The sequence below is a fragment of the Mesorhizobium sp. B2-5-3 genome, from assembly GCF_006441005.1.
In the GTDB taxonomy this organism is placed as follows: Bacteria; Pseudomonadota; Alphaproteobacteria; order Rhizobiales; family Rhizobiaceae; genus Mesorhizobium.
Genome location: NZ_VFUS01000016.1, coordinates 29,597 through 52,260, shown reverse-complemented (window position 1 = coordinate 52,260; position 22,664 = coordinate 29,597). Strand labels below are relative to the sequence as shown.

General features: G+C 61.6%; 20 protein-coding genes and 1 pseudogene. 10 read left to right on the top strand and 11 right to left on the bottom strand.

Features of this window, described 5'->3' with window-relative positions; genetic code table 11:
- Positions 1–104 precede the first annotated feature (104 nt).
- The 3 genes from FJ867_RS26275 (at position 105) to FJ867_RS26265 (ending at position 3,082) form a co-directional block, all read left to right on the top strand.
- On the top strand, positions 105–707 hold the full coding sequence (locus FJ867_RS26275; RefSeq protein ID WP_246675110.1) for a 5-formyltetrahydrofolate cyclo-ligase: 603 nt from the start codon (positions 105–107) through the stop codon (positions 705–707).
- Positions 708–809: 102 nt separating this feature from the next.
- The gene (gene ctaD / locus FJ867_RS26270; protein ID WP_140676804.1) at positions 810–2,405 is read left to right on the top strand and encodes a cytochrome c oxidase subunit I; all 1,596 of its coding nucleotides are present in this window, start codon (positions 810–812) and stop codon (positions 2,403–2,405) included.
- Between the two features lie 56 nt (positions 2,406–2,461).
- On the top strand, positions 2,462–3,082 hold the full coding sequence (locus tag FJ867_RS26265) for a Tim44/TimA family putative adaptor protein (protein WP_181168450.1): 621 nt from the start codon (positions 2,462–2,464) through the stop codon (positions 3,080–3,082).
- Positions 3,083–3,299: 217 nt separating this feature from the next.
- On the opposite strand, the gene FJ867_RS26260 is transcribed toward FJ867_RS26265, so the two are convergent.
- The 3 genes and pseudogenes from FJ867_RS26260 to FJ867_RS26250 form a co-directional block, all read right to left on the bottom strand.
- Positions 3,300–3,557: a hypothetical protein gene (locus tag FJ867_RS26260; protein WP_140633799.1), complete on the bottom strand. Its 258-nt coding sequence runs from the start codon at positions 3,555–3,557 to the stop codon at positions 3,300–3,302.
- A 684-nt stretch (positions 3,558–4,241) separates the two neighbouring features.
- The gene (locus tag FJ867_RS26255) at positions 4,242–5,777 is read right to left on the bottom strand and encodes an FAD-dependent oxidoreductase (RefSeq protein WP_140763905.1); all 1,536 of its coding nucleotides are present in this window, start codon (positions 5,775–5,777) and stop codon (positions 4,242–4,244) included.
- A 256-nt stretch (positions 5,778–6,033) separates the two neighbouring features.
- Positions 6,034–6,243, bottom strand: a pseudogene (locus tag FJ867_RS26250) (transaldolase family protein); the annotation flags it as partial.
- 326 nt (positions 6,244–6,569) lie between these two features.
- On the opposite strand from FJ867_RS26250, the gene FJ867_RS26245 reads away from it, so the two are divergent.
- From FJ867_RS26245 to FJ867_RS28840, 3 genes are all read left to right on the top strand, one after another.
- Positions 6,570–7,034, top strand: a complete 465-nt coding sequence (locus FJ867_RS26245) for a group III truncated hemoglobin (RefSeq protein WP_140500702.1) — start codon at positions 6,570–6,572, stop codon at positions 7,032–7,034.
- 61 nt (positions 7,035–7,095) lie between these two features.
- On the top strand, positions 7,096–7,557 hold the full coding sequence (locus FJ867_RS26240; protein ID WP_140518192.1) for an Rrf2 family transcriptional regulator: 462 nt from the start codon (positions 7,096–7,098) through the stop codon (positions 7,555–7,557).
- A gap of 50 nt (positions 7,558–7,607) precedes the next feature.
- On the top strand, positions 7,608–7,751 hold the full coding sequence (locus tag FJ867_RS28840; protein ID WP_181165452.1) for a hypothetical protein: 144 nt from the start codon (positions 7,608–7,610) through the stop codon (positions 7,749–7,751).
- 307 nt (positions 7,752–8,058) lie between these two features.
- Here FJ867_RS28840 and FJ867_RS26235 read toward each other — a convergent pair whose 3' ends face one another.
- The 8 genes from FJ867_RS26235 to FJ867_RS26200 all read right to left on the bottom strand — a co-directional run bounded on the left by FJ867_RS26235 (position 8,059) and on the right by FJ867_RS26200 (position 17,564).
- A complete protein-coding gene (locus FJ867_RS26235) occupies positions 8,059–9,294 on the bottom strand; it encodes a cyanate transporter (protein ID WP_224680352.1) in 1,236 nt (411 codons plus the stop codon).
- Complete coding sequence (locus FJ867_RS26230; RefSeq protein WP_140525732.1) at positions 9,291–9,953, bottom strand: ankyrin repeat domain-containing protein; 663 nt, start codon at positions 9,951–9,953, stop codon at positions 9,291–9,293. The genes FJ867_RS26235 and FJ867_RS26230 overlap by 4 nt, the downstream gene beginning before the upstream one ends.
- Positions 9,954–9,958: 5 nt before the next feature.
- Positions 9,959–10,717, bottom strand: a complete 759-nt coding sequence (locus FJ867_RS26225) for an aspartate/glutamate racemase family protein (protein ID WP_140686601.1) — start codon at positions 10,715–10,717, stop codon at positions 9,959–9,961.
- Between the two features lie 84 nt (positions 10,718–10,801).
- The gene (locus FJ867_RS26220; RefSeq protein WP_140500706.1) at positions 10,802–12,244 is read right to left on the bottom strand and encodes an amidohydrolase family protein; all 1,443 of its coding nucleotides are present in this window, start codon (positions 12,242–12,244) and stop codon (positions 10,802–10,804) included.
- The gene (locus FJ867_RS26215) at positions 12,244–13,968 is read right to left on the bottom strand and encodes an ABC transporter ATP-binding protein (protein ID WP_140686599.1); all 1,725 of its coding nucleotides are present in this window, start codon (positions 13,966–13,968) and stop codon (positions 12,244–12,246) included. Before FJ867_RS26215 ends, FJ867_RS26220 begins: the two co-directional genes overlap by 1 nt.
- Positions 13,968–14,867 carry an ABC transporter permease gene (locus FJ867_RS26210; protein ID WP_140518197.1) on the bottom strand — a complete coding sequence of 300 codons (900 nt, stop codon included), beginning with the start codon at positions 14,865–14,867 and terminating at the stop codon, positions 13,968–13,970. The genes FJ867_RS26215 and FJ867_RS26210 overlap by 1 nt, the downstream gene beginning before the upstream one ends.
- Positions 14,867–15,832 carry an ABC transporter permease gene (locus FJ867_RS26205; protein WP_140500709.1) on the bottom strand — a complete coding sequence of 322 codons (966 nt, stop codon included), beginning with the start codon at positions 15,830–15,832 and terminating at the stop codon, positions 14,867–14,869. Before FJ867_RS26205 ends, FJ867_RS26210 begins: the two co-directional genes overlap by 1 nt.
- Positions 15,833–15,992: 160 nt before the next feature.
- A complete protein-coding gene (locus FJ867_RS26200; RefSeq protein WP_140581946.1) occupies positions 15,993–17,564 on the bottom strand; it encodes an ABC transporter substrate-binding protein in 1,572 nt (523 codons plus the stop codon).
- A gap of 159 nt (positions 17,565–17,723) precedes the next feature.
- On the opposite strand from FJ867_RS26200, the gene FJ867_RS26195 reads away from it, so the two are divergent.
- From FJ867_RS26195 to FJ867_RS26180, 4 genes are all read left to right on the top strand, one after another.
- Complete coding sequence (locus tag FJ867_RS26195; RefSeq protein ID WP_140686597.1) at positions 17,724–19,094, top strand: amidohydrolase family protein; 1,371 nt, start codon at positions 17,724–17,726, stop codon at positions 19,092–19,094.
- A gap of 33 nt (positions 19,095–19,127) precedes the next feature.
- Positions 19,128–20,324: an amidohydrolase gene (locus FJ867_RS26190; RefSeq protein WP_140818972.1), complete on the top strand. Its 1,197-nt coding sequence runs from the start codon at positions 19,128–19,130 to the stop codon at positions 20,322–20,324.
- The gene (locus tag FJ867_RS26185; RefSeq protein WP_140818970.1) at positions 20,314–21,789 is read left to right on the top strand and encodes an amidohydrolase family protein; all 1,476 of its coding nucleotides are present in this window, start codon (positions 20,314–20,316) and stop codon (positions 21,787–21,789) included. The genes FJ867_RS26190 and FJ867_RS26185 overlap by 11 nt, the downstream gene beginning before the upstream one ends.
- 155 nt (positions 21,790–21,944) lie before the next feature.
- On the top strand, positions 21,945–22,661 hold the full coding sequence (locus tag FJ867_RS26180) for a GntR family transcriptional regulator (protein ID WP_140500714.1): 717 nt from the start codon (positions 21,945–21,947) through the stop codon (positions 22,659–22,661).
- Positions 22,662–22,664 lie beyond the last annotated feature (3 nt).

The window sequence follows — 22,664 nt, the reverse complement described above, 5'->3', positions numbered from 1 at the left end:
CCACGTAGGCGAGGGTCTCCGCTGTAACGGATATGGAGCGTGCGATGTCTGATCGGGAGGATGTATGTCCGGAGACGAGAGAATACGCCTCTCCACCATGCTTTATGGATGAGCTTGTCCCGGGGTACGGCACTGAGCCGGCCGTTCAGGACGCATGGCCCGATGTCTGTCGATGGCGCAAGGCGGAACGCAAGCGTCTAATCGATGAGCGTCTCGCGATCGACGCCGAGGAACGCAATGCGAGGTCTTTACGCATCGCTTCCGTTCTCGACCTGGCCGTCGGTCGGGTGAGCGGGCGGATCGTCAGCGGCTATTGGCCGTTCCGCGGTGAGCCCGACCTCCGCAACTGGGCGATAAAGGTGATCGAGCGCGGCGGGCGGATTGCGCTTCCAGTCGTCATCAAGAAAGGCTGGCCGCTGGAGTTTCGCATCTGGGGGCCGGGAGACCCGCTCGAACGCGGAGTCTGGAATATTCTTGTCCCCTCTCATGGACCTGCCGTCCAACCGGATGTGGTCATCGCGCCCGTTGTCGGTTTCGACGACGCTAACTATCGCCTGGGTTATGGCGGCGGCTTCTTCGACCGGACCCTGGCCGCGGCGCCCAGGCGGCCTCTCGTCGTCGGCGTCGGTTACGCCCGTAGCAGGATCCGAACCATCTATCCGCAGCCGCACGACATTCCGATGGATGCGATCGTCACGGATGAATGAAAGAGCGCAGGCAAGACCTAGCCCCGTGTGACGGCGGATCGCAGGTGCCGTCCATGGTTGAGGCCGTCTTGCCTGCCGGAAGAGGAGAGCAGGAAGCACATCATGTCCAATCCAGCCTCGACCTTGGATGATCACAAGCCCCGGTTTCTCGTCCGATGGCTGTTCTCGACCAACCACAAGGATATCGGGACGCTTTACCTGCTGTTCTCGATCATGGCAGGCGTCTTCGGTACGGCGCTTTCCGTGTTGATCCGCATGGAGTTGCAGGAACCGGGTTTGCAGATATTTGGCGATCCGGGCGTCTACAATGTCGTCGTCAGTGCCCATGGGCTGGTCATGATCTTTTTCGTGCTCATGCCGGCGCTGATTGGTGGCTTCGGCAACTGGATGGTGCCGATCATGATTGGCGCACCCGACATGGCTTTCCCCCGCTTGAACAACATCTCGTTCTGGCTGCTGGTGGTGTCATTCATCCTCTTCATCACCTCGATGTTCGTTCCGGGAGCGCCCGGTACGCTCGGCCATGGCGGCGGCTGGACGCTCTATCCGCCTTATTCGACGGATGGCCAGCCAGGTCCCGCCGTCGACCTCGTTATTCTGTCTATCCACCTTTCGGGGGCCTCCTCGATCCTCGGCGCGATCAACTTCATCACGACCATCTTCAACATGCGCGCACCCGGCATGACCATGCACAAGATGCCTCTGTTCGCCTGGTCGATGCTGGTCACCGCCTTCATGCTTCTCATGTCGCTGCCGGTGCTCGCCGGCGCGGTCACCATGCTGTTGACCGATCGCAATTTCGGGACGACCTTCTTTTCGCCGTCCGGCGGCGGTGATCCGATCCTCTACCAGCATCTGTTCTGGTTCTTCGGCCATCCCGAAGTCTACATCATGATCCTGCCTGGCTTCGGCATCATCAGCCACGTCATCTCGACCTTCGCCAAGAAGCCGATCTTCGGCTATCTCGGCATGGCCTATGCAATGGTGGCAATCGGCGCGATCGGCTTTGTCGTCTGGGCACATCATATGTATACGACCGGCCTGTCGGTCGACACGCAGCGCTACTTCGCCTTCGCATCGATGGTCATCGCCGTTCCAACCGGCGTGAAGGTGTTTTCGTGGCTGGCGACCATGTGGGGAGGATCGATAGAGTTCAAGACACCCATGATGTGGGCTCTCGGCTTCGTCTTGCTGTTCACCATTGGTGGCGTCACTGGCATCATGGTTGCGAACCCCGGTATCGACCGCGTGTACCACGACACTTATTTCGTGATCGCTCACTTCCACTATGTGCTGTCTTTGGGGGCGGTCTTCGCGATCTTTGCCGGCTTCTACTACTGGTTCCCGAAGATGACCGGCTACATGTACAGCGAAACGCTCGGCAAGCTGCATTTCTGGCTGATGTTCATCGGCGTCAACCTCGTCTTTTTCCCGCAGCATTTTCTGGGCATGGCCGGCATGCCGCGACGTTACGCCGACTATCCCGATGCTTTTGCCGGCTGGAATTTCGTCTCGTCGATCGGTTCCTACATCTCAACGGCCGGGCTCGTCGTTTTCTTCATCGCGGTTGCCGAGGCCTTCAGCCGCAGACGCCCAGCAAGCGCCAATCCTTGGGGCGAAGGGGCGACCACGCTGGAATGGCAACTGCCATCGCCGCCGCCCTTCCATCAATGGGAGAAGCTGCCGCGCGTTGCCTGAAATTCAGCTCCGGTTCCGAACCGGCGCCTGCTTCGACATTCTGTCGGGAGAACGTCATGAACGAAACCACAGATCCAAACAACCAGATCCTGCTCGTGGCGATCATAGCGTTTTATTGGGCATTGCTGGGCAGTTGGGGCCAAACTCTGCCGCGCTCGGGCAACGACAAGGCCAAGCAGGACGATGCGCCGAGAGAGCAGCGAACCGGCAGTATCGACGATATATCCTATACGGACACACGCTTGGATGCGATCCGAGAGATCGACCCAACTTTCGACCTTGCCGCGTTTCTGACCGGTGCCAATATGGCTTATGAAGCTATCCTGCGCGCGTATGCGGACAGCGACATCCCAACGTTGAAGCGTCTCGTCGGGCCGGAAGTGCTCGATATCTTCGGACGAGCGATTGCCGGCCGCCGGGATCGGGGGGAGATGCTGCAACTCACCTTCATTGGCACGAAGGAAGCAAAGGTCGTCGACGCTCTTGCGGAGAACGGCACCGCTGAGATTGCCGTTCGCTTCGTTTCCGACGTGGTCAGCGTTACACGCTCGGCCAACGATGCAATCGTCGCCGGCGATCCCCAGCAGATCGTTGAGGTGATCGATACGTGGACGTTCGCCTGTGACACCCAGTCAACAAAGCGCAATTGGATGTTGATCGCCACGGAAGGCGAGTAACGAGTGCATACTCACCCGATGCCTGCCTGACAGCCTTGTCACTATAGATGGGCGGTCAACCCGGAGCGCTCAAGCCGCGCAGAATTTCCAGCTTTTGACAATGTGCATCCACGACTTGTGTATCACGATCAAATCGGCATGACCGGTTCAGTCGATCATTCTCAAGCCGCGAGCGGGTAGCACCGCCAAAGATCCACTCCCTGAACCTGCTGTGGCCTCAGGCGCCGGATATGGTCAGATCCGCATGCATCGCATCGGCCACATCAGCGATTGATCCACCATCAGATCTTTCCGGAAACACGTCAGCCTTCGCCCTTACGCCGTGGCTCGAAAGGAAGGCGACGATATTGTTCAGGCTGTTCCAGGTTTCATCGGTCGCGGCATCCTCGATCGTGATTGCACCAACCCCCTGAGCCATTTGCAAAAATGGCATGGCATCGGTAACCGGACGCTTCGCTTCACGCGTATCCTCCATCCGACAAGAACCTTGTTGCGGAAATTTCCTGGTTGGTCGAGGCGACGAAGACAGGCCGTCCTGCCTGGAGGATCAGGCTACCAGGTGGGTGGAACGATGAAAATTGCCAGAAGAGGCGCCCTCGGGCGACGCTGCAACGATGCCGGCTTGGCCAAGGGGAAAACGTCAACAGACACCCTGCCGCGCAACGCGGCTTCACAACGCGACAACCCTCAATGCCGGAGGTCTACCTGCACAGTTTCAAAAAAGTCGATGATGAACGGAACGATGGTTGTGGTGAGAAGTACGCCGGCCGACGTGATCGTGAATGTCCTCCCTACTCGAACATGATCCGAACGGTGCCTCTTTTGGCAATCAACAGTCTCCGAGCCTCTTGGATCCGCTCAGCCTGTTGTTTGGAATAAGGACCCATTGGCCGAGTCTTTTCATCGCCGCGACGGACCCTGCAGTACCAGCGGCCCCTGTCCGAAAAGATTTCGACCGAGGTCGGCGCCTCATCGGACGCTTCCCTGGCCACACCGGTAGCGAACTTGACGATCTTTGAATGAACGGCGTCCAATCCGTTGGTGGTGCTCGGTTCCTGTTGCATTGTGGACATAAGTCGAACTCCTTTCAGTCACAGCGACGCACCGCTGCGCCATACGGGTTGCACTGTCTATGGATCGCGGTGCCCAAGAGCGCTTGCTACCTTGCCATTTGGCGCTCCATTTCCATCTCCGCCCCTAGACTTTCGATGTCACGGAAGATCGAAGCGACAGCCAGCGTGCGCCCTTCGCGCTTGAAGCGCAGCAGGCAGTCCCTGGCACCGATGTCTCCATCGACAGCAATCTCGTCCCATTGCCCGGCATGGCCGACATAGTTGATGGGAACGTCGTAGTGCTGGCTCCAGAAGAACGGCACGGCCGCGAATTTCTCGCGATGGCCGAGCATGTTCAGGGCCGCGGTTTGCCCCTGCCTCTCTGCAACCACCCAATGCTCGACCCGAATGTTCTCGCCAGTGTGAGGATCCGGCCACCGCGCAATGTCGCCGGCCGCGAATATGTCCGGTGCGCTCGTCTCCAGAAAGGCATTTACGGCGACGCCGCGGTCAAGAGTGAGCCCCGCCCTTTCGGCAAGCCCGGTCCGCGGACGCACGCCGACGCCGGCGACGACGAAATCCGCCGTCAACATGTTGCCACTGCTTAGTTTCACTTTGTTGCCGTCGATGCTGCTCGCGGTGTCCTCGAGATGGAACACGACTCCATGTTCCTCATGGAGTGCGCGGATGAAGTCACCCATTTGCGGACCGAGGACCCGTTCCATGGGTCGTTTATCCGGCGCCACGACATGAACGTCGATATTGCGCGCGCGCAGCGCTGCGGCAACTTCCAAGCCAATGAAACTGGCGCCAAGCACAATGGCGCGGCGCGCAGTCGTGGCTCGCTCGATGATCACCTTGCAATCTGCAAACGAGCGCAGCGTGTGAACATGTGGCTGATCCGCGCCGGGGATGGAGAGGCGCACCGGTTCGGCCCCCGTGGCAAGTAGCAGTCTATCGTAAGGACTCCTGCTTCCATCAGCCAGAATGACCTCGCGAGAACGCAGGTCGATATCGACGGCCTTCGTATCGAGACGCAGGTCGATGTTGTTTTTTGAATAGAATTTCTGGCCGCGCAGCGGAATCCAATCCTCCGGGGCCTTCCCTGCGAGGTAGTCCTTGGAGAGATTCGGCCGGTCGACGGGCGGCGCATGGTCGTCGCTGATCATGACGATGCTGCCCTGGTACTGCTCTCGCCGCAGCATTTCGGCCGCCGCGAAACCGGCCGCGCCGCCGCCGACAATGACGACTTTCTCGGGGACCCCGCCCGCGCTTCCGCCGCGCGGCTTCGGCGCCGTCCGTTTGAGTTTCTCGCCCACGAATATCCGCCCATCGCGCTGTTCCACCGACCAGCAAGCGAGTGGATTGAAGGCAGGCGCTCGCAAGGCTTCGCCTGTGCGCAGATCGAAGCAAGCGTGGTGCCACGGACATCGAATGGAATCCGACACCACAAGACCGTCACCGAGCGGCCCGCCGTAATGTGTGCATGTCGCGCCGATGGCGAAGATCTCGGCCCCGCGGCGCACCAGCAACACCTGCTCGTCGCCGCAATGGCCGACAAGCTTTCCGCCATCGAGAAGGTCGGACAGCGCGATCCCCTGGACCAGATCCGGTCCGTTTGATTTGGTATCAGCTTCAGCCATATTCTCGTCCTTGGCGATCCGTGTCAAAACCGCTCGTGCGGCGAAGCGGCACACTGCTTCGGGGTACCTTCTGCCTGGCTAGTGCGCCTTCAGATTCTCAGCATTATCCGCGCCGACATTCCGACTGCGTCATGTACTGGGCTGAGTGGCTCAGACCGCAGTCTCCCGCTCTCGCGGACATCATGCAAACGAATTTAATCGATAGTTGAGTGCAGTTTTCATGATGGCTTTCCCTCCGCGATTCCACTGCGCACAACTACAAGATCGCCTGCCCAGTCTTTCCCCAGTCGGCAAGAAACGACTTGAGGCCCTTGTCGGTGAGTGGATGTCTGGCGAGGTTTCTGAGTATCGCTGGTGGTACGGTCGCGACATCCGCGCCTGCGATCGCCGCCTGTTTGACATGGAGTGGAGTGCGAATTGAGGACGCCAGGATTTCCGTCGTGAAGGATTTGCCGTTGTCGTAGATCGCACTTCAGGTTCGGGAGCGACTCCGGCTGGCACGGTCATCTGATGAGGCGTTGGCGACTCTCGAAACTGAGCCACATCGGGAATTCCCCGCCAATTTAGATACTTCCGGCCTCGGGCCTGGGGTGATGTCCAGGCAGTTCGGAAATGCCTAGGATTAAGGGCTCGTCATTCGCCGCTTGGTCGGACAGACCCATTTCTGGTGCGGCATCACGGCGTCTTGCCACGCAATAAGATAGATTGATAATATATCTTATATAGAGGATCACATCGAAGAGCGAACCAAGGCTTCAGCCAGCTTGCATCGGAGAAAACAGGAGCTTCGGAATGACCGCGAACGGTCGAAGCAAGAGAACAATCGTGGTCGACGGCGTGCCATTGCCCAACATACTCGACGAGGCAATGATCCGCGGTGTAGTCCACGGGTTTTATGACGAAATTCGCCGTGATGACCTTCTCGGTCCCATTTTCCACGATCGGATCGAGCCAGATAAATGGCCGCAGCATCTGGCGAAGATGTGTGACTTCTGGTCCGCTACTCTACTTCGGACATCCCGATACGACGGCAGGCCACTGCCGCCGCACCTGGTCATAGCTGGCCTCGGCGCGGCGCATTTCCGTCGCTGGCTAATATTGTTTCGGACAACGGTGCGTCGCATTTGCCCGGCCGAGGTGGCGACGCTTTTTATGGATCGCGCGCTGCGAATTGCTCACAGTTTCCGTCTCGCGATCGCCTTCAACCGCGGCGAGACCACGATCGGCATCGAACCTATCGTCGAGAGAGACTTGTGATGCACGACCGGTTTGTGAGTGGTTCCTACAATGCACAGCGATCGACAGGAAGCCGTGATTCATGCGGCTGACCAGCTTTTCGGATTATGCATTGCGGATGCTGATGTACACTGCCGCCGCCGGTAGCCGGCTTATAACGATCGAGGAGGTTGCCCGCACCTTCAACGTGTCGAAGACGCATCTGAACAAGGTCGCCAACACCCTGACCCGTGGCGGCTATATGAAGGCAATCCGCGGCCGTTCCGGTGGTCTCATTCTCGGGCGCCGGCCTGAGATGATCCGGATTGGCGATGTCGTGCGGTTAACCGAGCCGGATTTCGCGCTGGTCGAATGTTTCGCGACCGGAAACCGGTGTGTGCTAACCGCCTCCTGCAAGCTTTCAGGCATGTTTGACGAAGCGACAGCCTCCTTCCTGAACGTCCTTGACCGCTACACGCTCGCCGACATCACACTGATGCCCGAAGACTTCCTCGGCGGTCAGATACCACCCGTTCGCACCGGGGCGACACGCAAGACCGTATAATGTTGCGCGGCTTCGACGCGCGCTGTTTTTGCTCGGATGTGAGATGGGCCATGGCTGAACCAAAGAAGAATGATCAACAGGTCACAAAGGACATTGATTCTGATATCGACCCGGACAACACTCTGCTGCCGATGCTTATCGGTGGGCTTGTCCTGATAGTTATCGGAGCGATCATCGTGATGATGTTTGTGTAGTTTCGCAACGATGGCGTGTGACTTTATCGGCCCGGCTGTTGTCTGGGCGCCTGCAACCCCAATTGCGATTTGGCGGATGGAGAACTGTCGGCCGAGGAGGGGAAGTACAGAGCGCGCGACCGGCGGGCGCTTGGACAGCGCATAGCCGGCGACGATGAGCTGCAGGAGGTATATCGTCGTCTGCGCCAGCCCGGCCCCGATGATCCGGCAGAGCCGATCTCCACGGCCGAGATGCGGCGCAAGCGCCTGCTGCTCACCCCGCGGAGACGTACGTCGTCATTGAGTTCAGAACTTGCATTCCGCTTCGTTAAACTACCATTTCGCACTGCTCTTGTTCCGAGCCCCTCATGACGTCGGCGTACCGTTTTGGGTTGAAGTGCAGATAGAGAAACGCTGTGACGGTCACGCAGCCGAGATGCATGATCCATCCGCTGCTGAAGCTCCCGCTCCAGCCATGCAGGAGCGCGGTGGCGAATGGACCAAGCGCGGCGATCAGAAAACCGCCGCCCTGCATCAGCGCAGCCAGCGCGCCCGCCTGCTCCGGGCGCGGCAGATGATCGAGCGCCGTGACGATTGCAAGCGAGAAGCTTCCGCCAAGACCGGCCCCGCATATCCCCACCCACAGAACGGGCGACAGTGCGGGAAAAACCGCAAGTCCGGCAAAGCCCGCAGCCTGCAACAGCAGGGTCAGCCAGAGCCAGGGACGGCGGTCGATGCCCCGGCGCGCCAGGACAGGCAGCACCAGGGCCGAAGCCGCCTGGCAAATGGCCATCACGGCCACAAGATTGCCGCTGGCGGCACTGCTCCATCCTTGCGCCTGGTAGTAGGGCGCAAGCCAGGCGACCATAGATGAATAACCGGAGTTGACCAGGCCGAAGGCCGCCATCAGGACCCAGGTCCGTGGACGGCGAAGCAGAAAGCCAGTCAAGGCGCGATCGGGTCTTGAAGCCTTGGCGTCGGACAGAACGCGGAATGCGGCGCACAGCGCGATGGCGGCGGGAGCCGCGAGCCAGGCAAGGGCTGCCCGCCAGTCGTATCCGTTGTTGACGAGCAGGGGCGCCAGACGTGCGCCAAGCGCCCCACCGCCCATGATCATGCAGGAATAGAGGCCGGTCACGGCGGGTGTGCTGGTCGGGAACTTTGCCTTGATGATCCCCGGAAACGCGGCCTGGATGAAGGCCACCCCCGCCCCGCAAAGTGCCGCCGTCAGGATCAACGACAGGCCGCCGGGCACGACAAGCCTGAGCAGCGAGCCCGCTGTCAGCACCATTAGCGCCGCGAGCAGGCCCCGGCGCGTTCCGACGGCCGCCTGGATGCCCGGTGCAACGAACGCACCGAGGCCCATCAGCAGCATCGGCAACAGCGTCAGCATGGCCAGGCTGCCATAGCCCATCCCGGTGTCGGCCACGATATAGGCCAATATCGGTCCCGGCGCCGTCAGGAAGGGACGCAGGTTGATCCCGATTAGCACGACGAGGGCAAGCAGCGTCCATTGCCTGTCGGTTGCAGGCTGCGCGGTCATCGACATTTTCGCGCTGTTCATCTGGCGCCCGCTTGCACCAGCAGGGTTATCATCTGCGCATAGCCGTTCCTGCGCGCGTGCCGCAGCGGTGTCGCCCCGTCCTTGTCGGCGAGATTGACGTTGGCGCCGGCCTCGATCAGCCGCCTCACGATCTCGACATGACGCTGCCCGCCATCGCCGAGGATGATGGCCTCCAGCAACGCGGTCCAGCCGAGCTTGTTGACGTGATCGACATCAATACCGGCATCGATCAGCGCGCCGACGGTCTCGACATGTCCGCGTTCGGCAGCCGGAATGAGCGCGGTACCGCCATAGCGATTGGTGCTCTTCAGGTCGGCGCCGTGCGCAAGCGTCATCTTCAGGATTTCGAGATGCCCGCGCGCGCCGGCGTAGAGATATGGACTATCCTGGATATCGTCCTTGGCGTTGACGTCCGCGCCAGCCTCGATGAGAGTCCTGGCAGCGCTGACCTTGTTGCCGTGGGTCGCGACGAGAAGAGCCGTGCGGCCGTTCTTGTCGCGCGCGTCGATCCGGGCCCCCTCGGAAACAAGCATCTTGATCATGGAGACATCGTCATTTGCCGCAGCCGAGTGAAGCCTTGTCTCATTCATGTTCTGCCCCAACGCTATCGATGGAATGCAGGCGACGATGACGCCCAGCAAAAGTCTGCGCTCGATCATCGGCATCAGCCCCCCGACAGGCCAAGGGTGGAAGCCGGGCAGGTTGCCGCGGCGAGCGAAGCCGTCATGCTCCGCCGAGAGGTGGCGAAAGCATCCTGCCTGGGACGGAGCTCCAGGCCGACGAGCAATTCCGCGAGCCTGACAGCCGCCGACACCCCTTCGACGACCGGGACACCGTGAAGGCTGGCCAGTCGCCGCGCCATATCCGACATGCCGGCGCAGCCAAGCACGATGGCGTCGGCGCGATCGACCCGCAGCGCCTCCTGGATTTCTTCGCTGATGATCGACAAGGCCGCCTCGCCATTAGCTTCCAGCGCCAGGACGGGAATGCCGCTCGCCCGCACGGTGGCGAATGGCGAAAGGCCGTAGCGAACCAGATTGTCCTCGAGAATGGGAACGGAAACCGGCAAGGTGGTAATCACCGTGAAGCGCCTCGCCACGATGCTGGCGACACGGGCGGCAGCCTCGCCTATGCCGATGACCGGCTTGCGCGTCAGCATCCGCGCGGCGTCGAGTCCGGTATCGTCGAAGCAGGCGATGATATAGGCGTCCACGGCGTCACTGCGCTCGGCCCCTTCGATACGGTCGAGAAGACCTGGGACCGCCTTCGCGCCATCGATCGCGCCTTCGATGGAAGCCGGGCCGCTGTCGTTCTGCATGGCGATGATTTCGGTGCCCGCCTGCGCGGTTCGCCGCGCCGCGACGGCGATGGATCCCGTCATCGACGCGGACGAATTGGGATTGATGATGCCGATGCGTACCATGGGAAAAATTCCTGAAGCCGCCGCCCGGCCGAACGTGCATCGCTGCCGTTCCGCATCACCGGTGGCCTGTCTCGATATTGAAGCCTATTCGATCAGATCCGTGTCGCGGCTGTGCCGCCAGAACCGGTCCGGGGTCCTGAGCAGATCGCGCAAGCCCAGCCGCTCAATCATCAGTTCCGTCTCCCGTTGCGCAGCATCGAGCACGGCATCCTGATCGACATGAACCGGCTTGCGGTCGCGCAACAGCACGCGTCCGCCGACCAGCACGGTGTGGACGTCGTTGCCGTTGGCAAAATAGGTGACACGGAATTCCGGCATGTTGGCCGGGTAGAGATGCGGGCGCCGCAGGTCGACAAGAATGACGTCGGCCTTCTTGCCGGGCTCCAGCGATCCGACCTGATGGTCGAGGCCCAGGACACGCGCGCCGTCGATGGTGCACATCTCCAGGGCCTTGCCCGGCGGAAGCCAGCTCGGATCGTGGAAATGAGTGCGATGATAGTGCATGCATTGCTGCATGTGACGGAACATGTCCGCGGAGCGGTCCGGCGCGGTCGCATCGGAGCCGATGGCCACCACGACGCCAGCGTCGAGAAGTTCCGTGACCGGGCAGCGCGCGAGAATGGCGGCCACGGCGCTCGGATTGTGCACGATGCTCGTGCCGGTTTCGGCGCAGATCGCTATTTCTTCGTCAGTCAGGGCGGTCGCATGCGACAGCAGTGTGCGCGGCCCCAGAATGCCGATCTCCCCGGCGATCTTCACGCTGCCCTTGGTATGACCATCCTGGGTGAAGATCAGGCCGCGCTGTTCGGCGATCTGCCTGACCTTGCGCGATTGCGCGATGGCGTCCCCTGCCCCGGGACCATCGAGATGTTCCTGATGCATGGTCGGCGTCAGCAGGGCGAGATGCAGACGATCCTCGTGGGTGCCGTGCCAGCGGTCGGCCAGCTTTTGCGAGGTGGCAAGCTGCTGGTCGAACGACACCGGATAATCGGTACGGCTGGCGCCCTTCCAACGTGCATAAGTCAGGGGGTGCGGCGGGCGCGTGGTGCCGACGGCGACCACTGAGCGCGTGCCGATGCCAAGCACGCCTTCCATATGGGCGTTGCCATAGGCCGGATCGTCGGTGCGCATGACCGAATCGCCGCCGCCTAGCAAGGACACGCCGGTCGTCACGCCGAAACGCAGGCGTTCCAGCGCGGCAAGCTGCGCCTCCGCATGCCAGAATTCCGGCGTCGAACCCACCGTATAGGCACCTTGGCATGCCCTGTACCAGAGGTCGCTGCGGCCGCCGCCCATCGTCTTGATCAGCCCGTGCCCGGCATGGGCGTGGCTGTCGACGAAGCCTGGCATGACGGCCATGCCGCGGGCGTCGATCGTCTCGCGCGCCGGATGGTCCCGCGCCACGTCTTGCGAAGCGCCGACGGCCACGATGCGGTCTCCCTCGATGGCTACGGCGCCATCGGGAATGATCCGCCGATCGGGATCGACAGCGATGACGGTGCCGTTTCTGATCAGAATGTCTGCCATCACAGGCTCGCTTCTCTTTTTTCGCTGCAAAGGATGCGGTCGAGCGAAGGCGCGAGGCGCAGGAGTTCGCGCGTGTATTCGTGAGTGGGCGCGGAGAACAATGTTTCGGTATCCGCGAGTTCGACGATCTCGCCGCCTTTCATCACGGCGACCCGGTCGCACATCTGCCGTATCACCGCGAGGTCGTGGCTGATGAACAGCATCGACAGCCCGGCAAGATCTCGTAGGTCCTTCAACAGGTTGAGAATTTGCGCCTGCACCGACACGTCGAGCGCCGAGGTCGGCTCGTCGCAGATCAGCAGCGATGGCCGGGGGCCGAGCGCCCTCGCAATCGCGATGCGCTGGCGCTGGCCGCCTGAAAAGGCATGGGCGAACCGAGAGCCGGCCTGCGCCGGCAGGCCCACCGCCTCGAGCAATGTCTCGGCGTCCAGCCGCGCTTCCGCCGCGCTGGAGGCAAGCTTGTAGAACAGGATTGGCTCCGCGATCGCCGAATTGATCCGCAGCCTTGGATTGAGGGCCGAATACGGGTCCTGGAACACCATCTGGAGTGACTGGCGCACGGTCTTGTCGCGACGGGCGGCCAATGCCGTGCCCTGAAACTCTATGGTTCCCGAACTCTGCGTCACGAGACCGGCAATGGTGTTGGCGACCGTGGTCTTGCCGCAACCGGACTCGCCGACAAGCCCGAAGATTTCGCCGCGGCGCACCTCGAAGGAGACGTCCTTCACGGCCTTGAAGACCGATGCCTTGCGGCCCGGGATGAACGAGCGCTGGCCGTATTCCACGCAAAGATTGCGTACAGTCAGCGCGGCTTCGCCGTTGCGCCCCGCAGCGGTGCCGGTGTTCTTGGAGCGCACGGCTTCGCGCGCCTCCAGTGTCGTCTTCGTTTCCTCGCTTGGGACCGGCAGACGGTCAAGGCGAATGTCGATCGGCGGAACGGCGGCGATCAGCGTGCGCGCGTAAGGCGCCTTGGGCGCCGTCAGCACATCGCGTGTCAATCCACTCTCGACCACGCAACCGTTCTGCATGATCGTGACCCGGTCGGCAATTTCCGCAACCACGCCCATATTGTGGGTAACCAGCAGGACGCCGACGCGGCGATCATCGGCAAGTTCGCGGATCAACTTGAGGATTTGCGCTTGCACCGACACGTCGAGCGCCGTCGTCGGCTCGTCGGCGACGATCAGCCTTGGGTCGCAGGCAAGTGCGGTGGCGATGACGACACGCTGGCGTTGGCCGCCCGACAATTGATGCGGATAATTGCCCAGCCGGCGTTCCGGCTCGGGAATGCCAACGGCTCTCATCAATTCGAGCGCGCGGGCCCTGGCTTCGCGGCGCCCGATCTTCAGATGCGCCAGCATGCCTTCGCACAACTGGCTTTCCACGGTGAAAAGCGGGTTCAGGCTTGTCATCGGATCCTGAAAGATCGCGCCGACGTCACGGCCTGGAATGATCCCCTTGGTGCGACCGGTTCGGATGTCGATCGGCTTGCCCGCTATGGTGATGGTGCCGGAAGCAATCCTGCCGGGAGCCTGCAACAAGCCCATCAGCGCATTGCCGACGGTGGTTTTTCCCGCACCGGATTCTCCCACCAGCGCATGTATCTCGCCGGGCCGGATCGTCAGGTCGATGTCGTCGACGGCAGCGAGAATGCTGCCGTTGGCAAGCGGATATTCGACCCGCAGATTCCTGATGTCGAGTGCGTGTGGCGTTGTGTTTTCCATCAGTTCGCCATCAGTTTGGGGTTGAAGCGATCGCGCAGGTAATCGCCGATTATGTTGACTGCCAGAACCAGGACGACCAGCACGACGGCGGGCATAACGGCGATCCACCACAGGCCAGAGAACAGGAACTCGTTGCCGATGCGGATCAGCGTGCCGAGCGAGGGATAGGTGGCCGGCATGCCGGCGCCGAGGAACGACAGGGTCGCCTCGGTCAGGATCGCGCCCGCCAGATTGATGGTGGCGATCACCATGACGGAGCTCATCACGTTGGGCAGGATGTGCCGCATCATGATGCGGCGGGACGGAAGACCGATGACCTTGGCGGCTCGTACATAGTCGCGGGAAATTTCCACCATGCTGGAGGCCCGCACAGTGCGGGCATATTGCACCCATTCGTTGACGGCGATCGCGAAGATCAGGATGACCGGTGCCCAGCTCGAGACCGTATCGGCGCTCAATTGCGCGCGGGCTATGCCGCTGATCAGAAGCGCGACGAGGATCGTCGGAAAGCTCACCAGAACATCGGCGATCCGCATCACGATGCTGTCGATGATACCGCCGAAATAGCCGGCTATCGATCCCAGCGTGACGCCTATGGCAGCGGCCAACAATACCGCCCCGGCGCCGATCAGCATCGATATGCGCAGGCCGAAGAGGATGACCGAGACCAGATCGCGTCCCTGATTGTCGGTGCCCAGCAGGAAGCGCGGATCGCCACCGTCCATGAACACGGGCGGGATTTCCATGTCGATCAGCGAATATGAGGAGACATCGCGCGGATCGATGGGTGCGATCAACGGAGCGAAGATCACCAGCACCAGCATGGTCACCAGGATCAAGCCAGCGATCATGACCGAGATGGGAGGAAGCCTGCGAGACAGAGATACCTGCGTTGCCATCATTTTGTCCTCAGCCGCGGATCGATCAATGCGTAGAGCATGTCGACGACCATGTTGATCACGACGAACAGGAAGCCGACGAACAGCAGATAGGCCGCGAGGACGGGGATGTCCGGATAGCCGACGGCGTTGGTGAAAAGCAGCCCCATGCCCGGCCACTGAAAGACGGTTTCGGTGACAATGGCGAAGGCGATGAGTTGTCCGATCTGCAGCCCGGTGACGGTCACGACCGGCATCAAGGCATTGCGCAGCGCCAGACGGCCGTAGATGTAGCGGCGGGGCAGACCGCGCGCGAAGGCGAAGCGGACATAGTCCGAAGAGAGCACGTCGATCATCTCGGAGCGCACGAGGCGCATGATCAGCGTCAACTGGAACAGCGCCAGTGTGATCGAAGGCAGGATCAGCGATTTGAGGCCGGAGGCCGTCAGGAAGCCTGTCTTCCAGAAGCCGAGATCGACAAGCTCGCCACGCCCCGAGGACGGCAGCCAGCGCAGACTGACGGCGAAGATCAGGATGAGCAGCAGGCCGGTGACGAATGTCGGCATGGATATCCCGACGAGGGTCAGCGACTGGATCAGCCGCGACAGAAAGCCGTTCGGCTTCAGGGCGCAGAGAACCCCCGTCGGGATGCCGATGAACAGCGACAGGAGGGTCGCGACCACGACCAGTTCCAGCGTTGCGGGAAGCCTGGTCAACAGCAGGCTGACGACAGGCTCCTGGTAGCGAAAGCTGGTGCCGAGGTCGCCATGAAGCGCGCGCCCGACGAATTCGAGGAACTGTACGAAAAGTGGCCTGTCGAGTCCGAGAGCGACGCGCAAGGCATCCTTCTCAGCCTGGCTCGCGCCTTCGCGCACCATCGTGGCGACCGGATCGCCGACGAAACGGAACATGATGAAGGCGATGGCGGTTACGGCAACCATCACGAGGATGGCCTGCAACAGCCGCACCGATAGAATCCGGATCATCAGGAAAAACCTTTCAAGAAGCGCGGATCGAGACAGGCGGGGCTTGCGCCACCGCTGGAGCAGCTCGCGATCCACCACGGATAGCAGGCGCTCCAACCGAGTCAGGCGTGTCCGCGAAAGCTCCCTCGCAAGCGCGGGCACGCCTTACCGGCGCATTTTCCTAGTTCATATGCGCGAACCAGGGACGCACATACTCGTCGGGGAATTGCGGCATGTCGACCTTGTCGCTCATCGCCCAGGCGACCGGCTGCTGGTGCAGCGGCAGATAGAGGGCCTCATCATGCGTGATCTTGAAGGCCGCCTTCAGCATATCCACCCGCTTGGCCTCGTCCAGTTCGGTCGATGCCGAACGGGCCAATTCGTCGATCTTGGCGTTGGAAAGCCCGTTGGGGTTGCTGCCGCCATAATTGCCGTCATTGGTCGCCAGCAAGGCTTGCAGCACGCTGTAGCCATCCATCGGCGGTAGCGAGGCCCATCCGAGCATATAGATATCGAGATCGCCCTTATCCATTCGAGGGAAATAGGTCGTCTTGCTTTCGACGTGCACGTCGGCCTCGACGCCGATCTTGGCCCACATCGACGCGATTGCCAGGCAGATCTGTTCGTCGGCGATGTAGCGGTCGTTGGAACAGGCCAGTCCAACCTTGAAGCCGTCGGGATAGCCGGCTTCCGCCAGCATGGATTTCGCCTTCGCGACATCATAGTCCAGCGGTACGTCGATCGACTGATCGTAGCCGGTGACCTGTGGCGCGACCAGCGTGCCGGAGGTGCGCGACTTTCCGCGCATCAAACGCTTCTGGATCGTGTTCAGGTCGACCGCGTGCCAAAGCGCCTGGCGCACTTTCACGTTCAGCAGCGGATTGGGCTTGCCGGGCGCTGCATGAAGCTCCGGCCGGAAGCTGAAGCCGAGAAAGATCTCGCGCAGCGACGGGTTCTCGACAACCTTCAGGCCGGCGGTGTTGGCGACCCGGTCGATGTCCTGCAACGGAACCGGCGCGATCATGTCGAGTTCGCCCGAAAGCAGCGCCGCGACGCGCGTGGCGTTCGAAGCGATCGGGCGGAATTCCACCCCCGTCAGATTGTGCTGCGGCTTGTCCCACCATTCCTTGTTGACGGCGAAGACCGAGCGCGAGTCCGGCTCGTAGCTGACCAGCTTGAACGCGCCGGTGCCATTGGCATGATTGCTGGCGTAGGTGACGACCCCCGTCGAGGCATTGCCGGGCTTGAGGGCATTGTGCTCCTCCATCCATGGCTTGCTCATCATGTAGATGGCGACGAGATCGTTCAGGAGCAGCGGATAGGGTCCGCGCAGGATCAGGTCGACCGTGTAGTCGTCAACCTTCTCGACGCCGGTTACGGCGGAGAGGTTTTCTCGGTTGCGCGCGCCGGGATCGATCTGACGTTGGATGGTGGCGACGACATCATCGGCATTGAAGGGTTGACCTTCGTGGAACTTGACGCCCTGCCGCAGCTTGAAGCGCCAGCGCGTCGGCGAGACGATCTCCCAGGAGGTCGCAAGCGCAGGCTCGATAGCCATTTCCTTGTTGCGGCGCACCAGCCCGTCGAACACCATGTTCTGGACGCTCTGGGTAAAACTGTCGACCTGGGCATTCGGATCGTACGAAATGACGTCGCCGGCCGATGACCAGCGCAGTGTCTGTGCAAGCGAAGGCGCTGTCACCGACATCACCATCGCAAGTCCGGCGAGCAGGACCCTAACGCATTTTCTCATTCTCTTCTCCCATTTGTATACGAAGTTTCCGATATATTGGATACCATTTATCCCCATTGATATCGTACACACATTGTGCACAATATCAAGGCAGGCATGTTCGATTTCGTTTCTCATGTGCAAAACCGCTCAAGTGACCGTTCCGAAAAGGGATTCCGAATGACCCAGGCCTTGCTGATAGAAAACGGTGTCATCGTCACCATGGATGCGGGGCGCCGGATTTTCTCGAGGGGTCATGTCCTGGTGGAGGATGGCCGGATCGTCACCGCCGGCGACGGCGCGGCCCCCGCCACAGATCAGAAGGTGGCGCGCATCGATGCTTCGGGAATGGTTGTCATGCCGGGTCTCGTCGACACGCACGCGCATGCGGGTCACATGCTGACCAAAGGCCTGGGAGACGATTCCGAAGCCTGGATGACTATCGCGGGGCGTATCTATGCAGAGGCGTCGGATACGGAATTCTGGGCAGCCGAGGCCACATTGTCGGCCCTTGAGCGCATAAAATGCGGAACGACCACCGCTGCCCTGCTGTTTGGCGGCGGGCCGGACATCATGCGCACCGAGGCGCCGGGGGCAGCACGGGCACATCTTGCCGCCATCGCCGAAATGGGAGTGCGCGAGATACTCGCCGTCGGGCCGAACCGGCCGACCTCGTCCCATGTCTATCGGGACCACGCATACGTTCCGTCTGTCGAAATCACCATTTCGCCGGAAACCCAGTTGGCAGTGTGCGCGGAAATCATCGATGATTGGGCTGGTCGCGATGGCCGGGTGCGGATTGCGGTCTCTCTCCCGGTGTTCACTCGGCGCGAACTTGACGAACAAACGGTATACAATCTGTCCCGCAATGCTCGCGACCTTGCTCGCGCAAAAAACGTGCTGTTCATCCAGGATGGCCATCGCGACGGTTCCATCGCCGCCAATGCGGAACGGCTCGATCTGTTCGACGAGCATTCGCTGCTGGCGCACTGCATCGAACTGACCGAGGCAGACATCGCCGCGCTGAAACGCAGCCACGCCAAGGTGGCGCATAATCCAAGTGCTCTGATGTCGGTCTCGGGCCGTTGTCCGGCGACGGAACTGATGGAAAGGGGTGTCACCGTGTCGCTCGGCACCGACGCGGCGGCGCCCGATCGCTCTTTCGACATGTTCCGCAACATGTTCCAGGCGCACCGCTATCATGCCCGGCACTTCAGGAACGATGCGGTCCTGCCGCCGATGCAATTGCTGGAGATGGCGACCATCGAGGGCGCGCGTGCCCTGTCGATGGAGAACGAAATCGGCTCGCTGGAACCGGGCAAGCGCGCCGACATCATCCTGGTCAACATGCGCCAGCCGCATCTGTGGCCGCCGGCACACCCCGCGCAGCGGCTGGCACGCTTCGCCAACGGCGCGGATGTTGACACGACGATCGTCGACGGGCGTGTCCTCATGCGCGGACGCCGCCTCGTCGATCACGATGAAGACGCCATTCTGGATCGCGCCGAAGGAGCCTTCCATCTGATGATGAAACGCGCCGGGCTGGCATAGGCCGAGTTCCGGGGCGCAAACAGGGAGACCCAGATGACCGAAGACCTTCTCATTCGCAATGTCAGGCCCTTGGGCGGCGCTGTCACGGACCTCTACATTCGCGACGGTCGGTTCGCGCACGCAACCAGCGGGAAAGCGGCGCATGAAATCGACGGGCTTGGACAGGTTGCCCTGCCCGGCCTGGTCGAGGCGCACACGCATCTCGATAAGACGCTTGTCGGCATGGACTGGTTTCAGAACCGTGTGGGACCCACGCGCAACGACAGGATCCTGGCCGACAGGAAGGCCAAGCGGGAACTCGGCATCGATGCGCGCAGGCAATCGGCGCGTCAGATCGTGCAGACGCTGGCTTTCGGCGTGACGCATATCCGCAGCCATGTCGATGTGGATACGGAAATCGGCATTACCAACATCGAGGGTGTCGTTGCAACGCGCGAAGCCTTCAAGGGATTGGTCGACGTGCAGGTCGTCGCCTTCCCGCAAAGCGGCATGCTGGGACGCGAAGGCACGCAGGCGCTGATGGAGGACGCATTGAAGGCGGGGGCCGATATTGTCGGCGGCATCGACCCGGCAACGATCGAGCGGGATCCGGTTCGCCACCTGGACGCAATCTTCGCGCTCGCGGATCGATACGGCAAGCCGGTCGACATTCATCTGCACGAACCGGGAGAATTGGGCGCCTTCTGCCTTGAGCTGATCGTCGAACGGACCAAGGCGCTCTCCCTTCAGGGCCGCGTCATGGTGAGCCATGCCTATTGTCTCGGCATGCTGGACACGCATAGGCAGCACACGTTGATCGACGCGCTGGCGGCTGAAGACATCGCCGTCATGACGGTCGGCAGCCCATCCGCGCCGGCGGTTCCGCTGCGCATGATGCGCCAGTCCGGCCTCGTCGTGGCATCCGGTTCCGACGGCATCCAGGGCACCTGGGAGCCATGGGGCAATGGCGACATGCTGGAGCGGGCCAAATATCTTGCGCAGCGCAACGGCATGACCAACGATGCCGATCTGGAAGAGACGGCGCGCGTTTGCACCTTTGGCGGCGCGCAAGGTATCGGCCTGACGGATTATGGGCTTTCGCCCGGTTGCCACGGCGATGTCGTGCTGGTTTGCGCGCGGACCCTGGCGGAAGCCGTGGCCCTGACCCCACGGAAGCGCACGGTCATCCGCGGCGGCCGCGTGCTCGTGCGTGACGGTGCGCGGGCCGGAGATCTGCCCGATGTCGCATAGTCGTCGGACGAACCAGCGTGACGACGGACCCGTCCTGCTCACCGCACGATGGGTTGTCGGCCACCGGGACGGGCGCCATGTCCTTCTGGAGAATGGCGAGGTCGTCCATGAGAACGGCAGGATCGTCTTCGTCGGCCATCGCTACGGCGGGCCTGTAAAGCGGCGGATCGATCATGGCAGGGCGCTGATCGGCCCGGGTTTCATCGATCTGGATGCGCTTTCGGACCTGGATACGGGCGTGCTCGGCCTCGATCATCAACCCGGCTGGAAGAAGGGCCGCGTCTGGCCGCGCGACTATGTGGAAGCCGGGCCGGTCGAAATGCTGGCGCGCGAGGAGGTGACGTTTCAAAAACACTATGCCTTCGCGCAACTCATCCGCAACGGCATCACTACTGCATTGCCGATCGCATCGCTGTTTTATCGTGCATGGAACGAGACATCGGACGAATTCGCATCCGCCGCCGAAAGCGCCGCAGAGTTGGGCCTTCGCGTCTATCTCGGGCCTGCCTTTCGCGCGGGCCATTCCGTCATCGAGGCGGATGGCGGCATCGTCGTCGAGGTGGACGAAGAGCGCGGCGCGGAGGGTCTGGACGGGGCCGTTGCCTTTTGCCTGGAGCACGAAGGGCGCTTCGGCGGATTGGTGCGAACCATGCTTGCACCGGACCGTGTCGAGTTCTGGACCGCCGACCTGTTGCGCAGGACCGCCAATGCCGCGCGAGACCTCGGCGTGCCGGTCCGTCTGCATTGCTGCCAGTCTTCATTCGAGATCGAGACAGTGCGTCGCCGGTTCGGCACGACATCCGCCCGCTGGCTCCAGGACATCCGCTTTCTCAGCGAAAGAGCGTTGTTGCCGCATGGCACCCACGCCGACGGCGATGATCTCGAAATCATCGCCGGTTCGGGTGCCACATTGGTGCATTGCCCGCTGGTGATGGCGCGGCATGGCGCGGCGCTCGACAATTTCGCCCGCCTTCGCGGCCAGGGTCTGCGCATCGGCATGGGCACAGACACCTGGCCACCCGACATGGTGCAGAACATGCAGGTCGGCCTGATGCTCGGCCGCGTCATGGCGGGCAATCTGGAGACGCCGAAATCAGCCGATCTCTATGACGCGGCCACGATTGGCGGCGCCGACGCGCTCGGCCGGTCGGACCTGGGACGTCTGCAGGCGGGAGCCGCCGCCGACATCGTCGTGTTCGACCTGTCCGGCAACCATCTGGGACAGGTCCTCGATCCGATCGCCTGCCTGACGACGTCCGCAAGCGGACGCGATGTGCACACGGTCATCATTGACGGGCGCACCGTGATGAGCGCCCGAACCATTCCGGGTTTCGATCTCGATGCAGCCCACCAGCGCGCACAGGCCCAGTTCGAACGGCTTGTCCAGCGTTATCCGCAACGCACCTGGCGACATCCGACGGTCGCCGAGATTTTCCCTCCCAGCTATCGGATGTTCATGGCATGAGGGCTCCAGAAACGACACACAACGATTGGAATAAACCTTGATGGCACGCGAGCCGACGGCATTGGCCCTCGACGCCGGGCCGTTTGCATCTCTAAACTCCGGCTTTGCGGATGCTTTTCTTCTTGTGTGCTTGGATATGAATTTCAGGATCGGTCATGACAATCAACATTCGCAATAAAAATCCGAAATCCGCCGTATCCAAGTCCGACGCGGTCTATCGCACGTTGAAGCGCGTCATACTCGACCAGGCGCTGACCGCGGGAACAAAGCTGCCTGAGGATTCGATCGGCGAGCGGCTGGGCGTCAGCCGCACCATTGTCAGGCAGGCGCTGGCAAGGCTGAACGGCGAAGGCCTGGTCGAATTGCGCCCGCACAAGGGCGCCTGCGTCGCGCAGCCGAGCCTGGAGGAAGGCCACAATATATTCGAGGTGCGGCGGGCGCTTGAAGCGCTGGTGGTCGACACGCTGATCGGCAAGCTGACGCCGCAAAAGATCAAACAGCTCGAAGCTCATGTCGACGCGGAAGAGATGGCCAAAGCCAACAATGCCGCGTCGTCGATTCAGCTGGCCGGCGAATTTCATGTGCTGCTTGCCTCGCTCACCGGAAACGAACTGTTGCTGCGCTATGTCACGGAACTCGTTTCGCGTTCATCGCTCATCCTGTCGCTCTACGGACGGCCGCATTCGTCCGACTGTGCCGTATCCGAGCATCACGAGATCATTGCCGCCCTGGCCGCGGCCGACCGGAACAAGGCTGCTGCCTTGATGGACCATCATATTGATGCAATCACCACACGTGCACTGCTGAAAGCGAAACCCGAAAATGACTTTCCGGACCTTCTTGCTGCCTATGCGCGGGAGGAAGGGCTATGATTT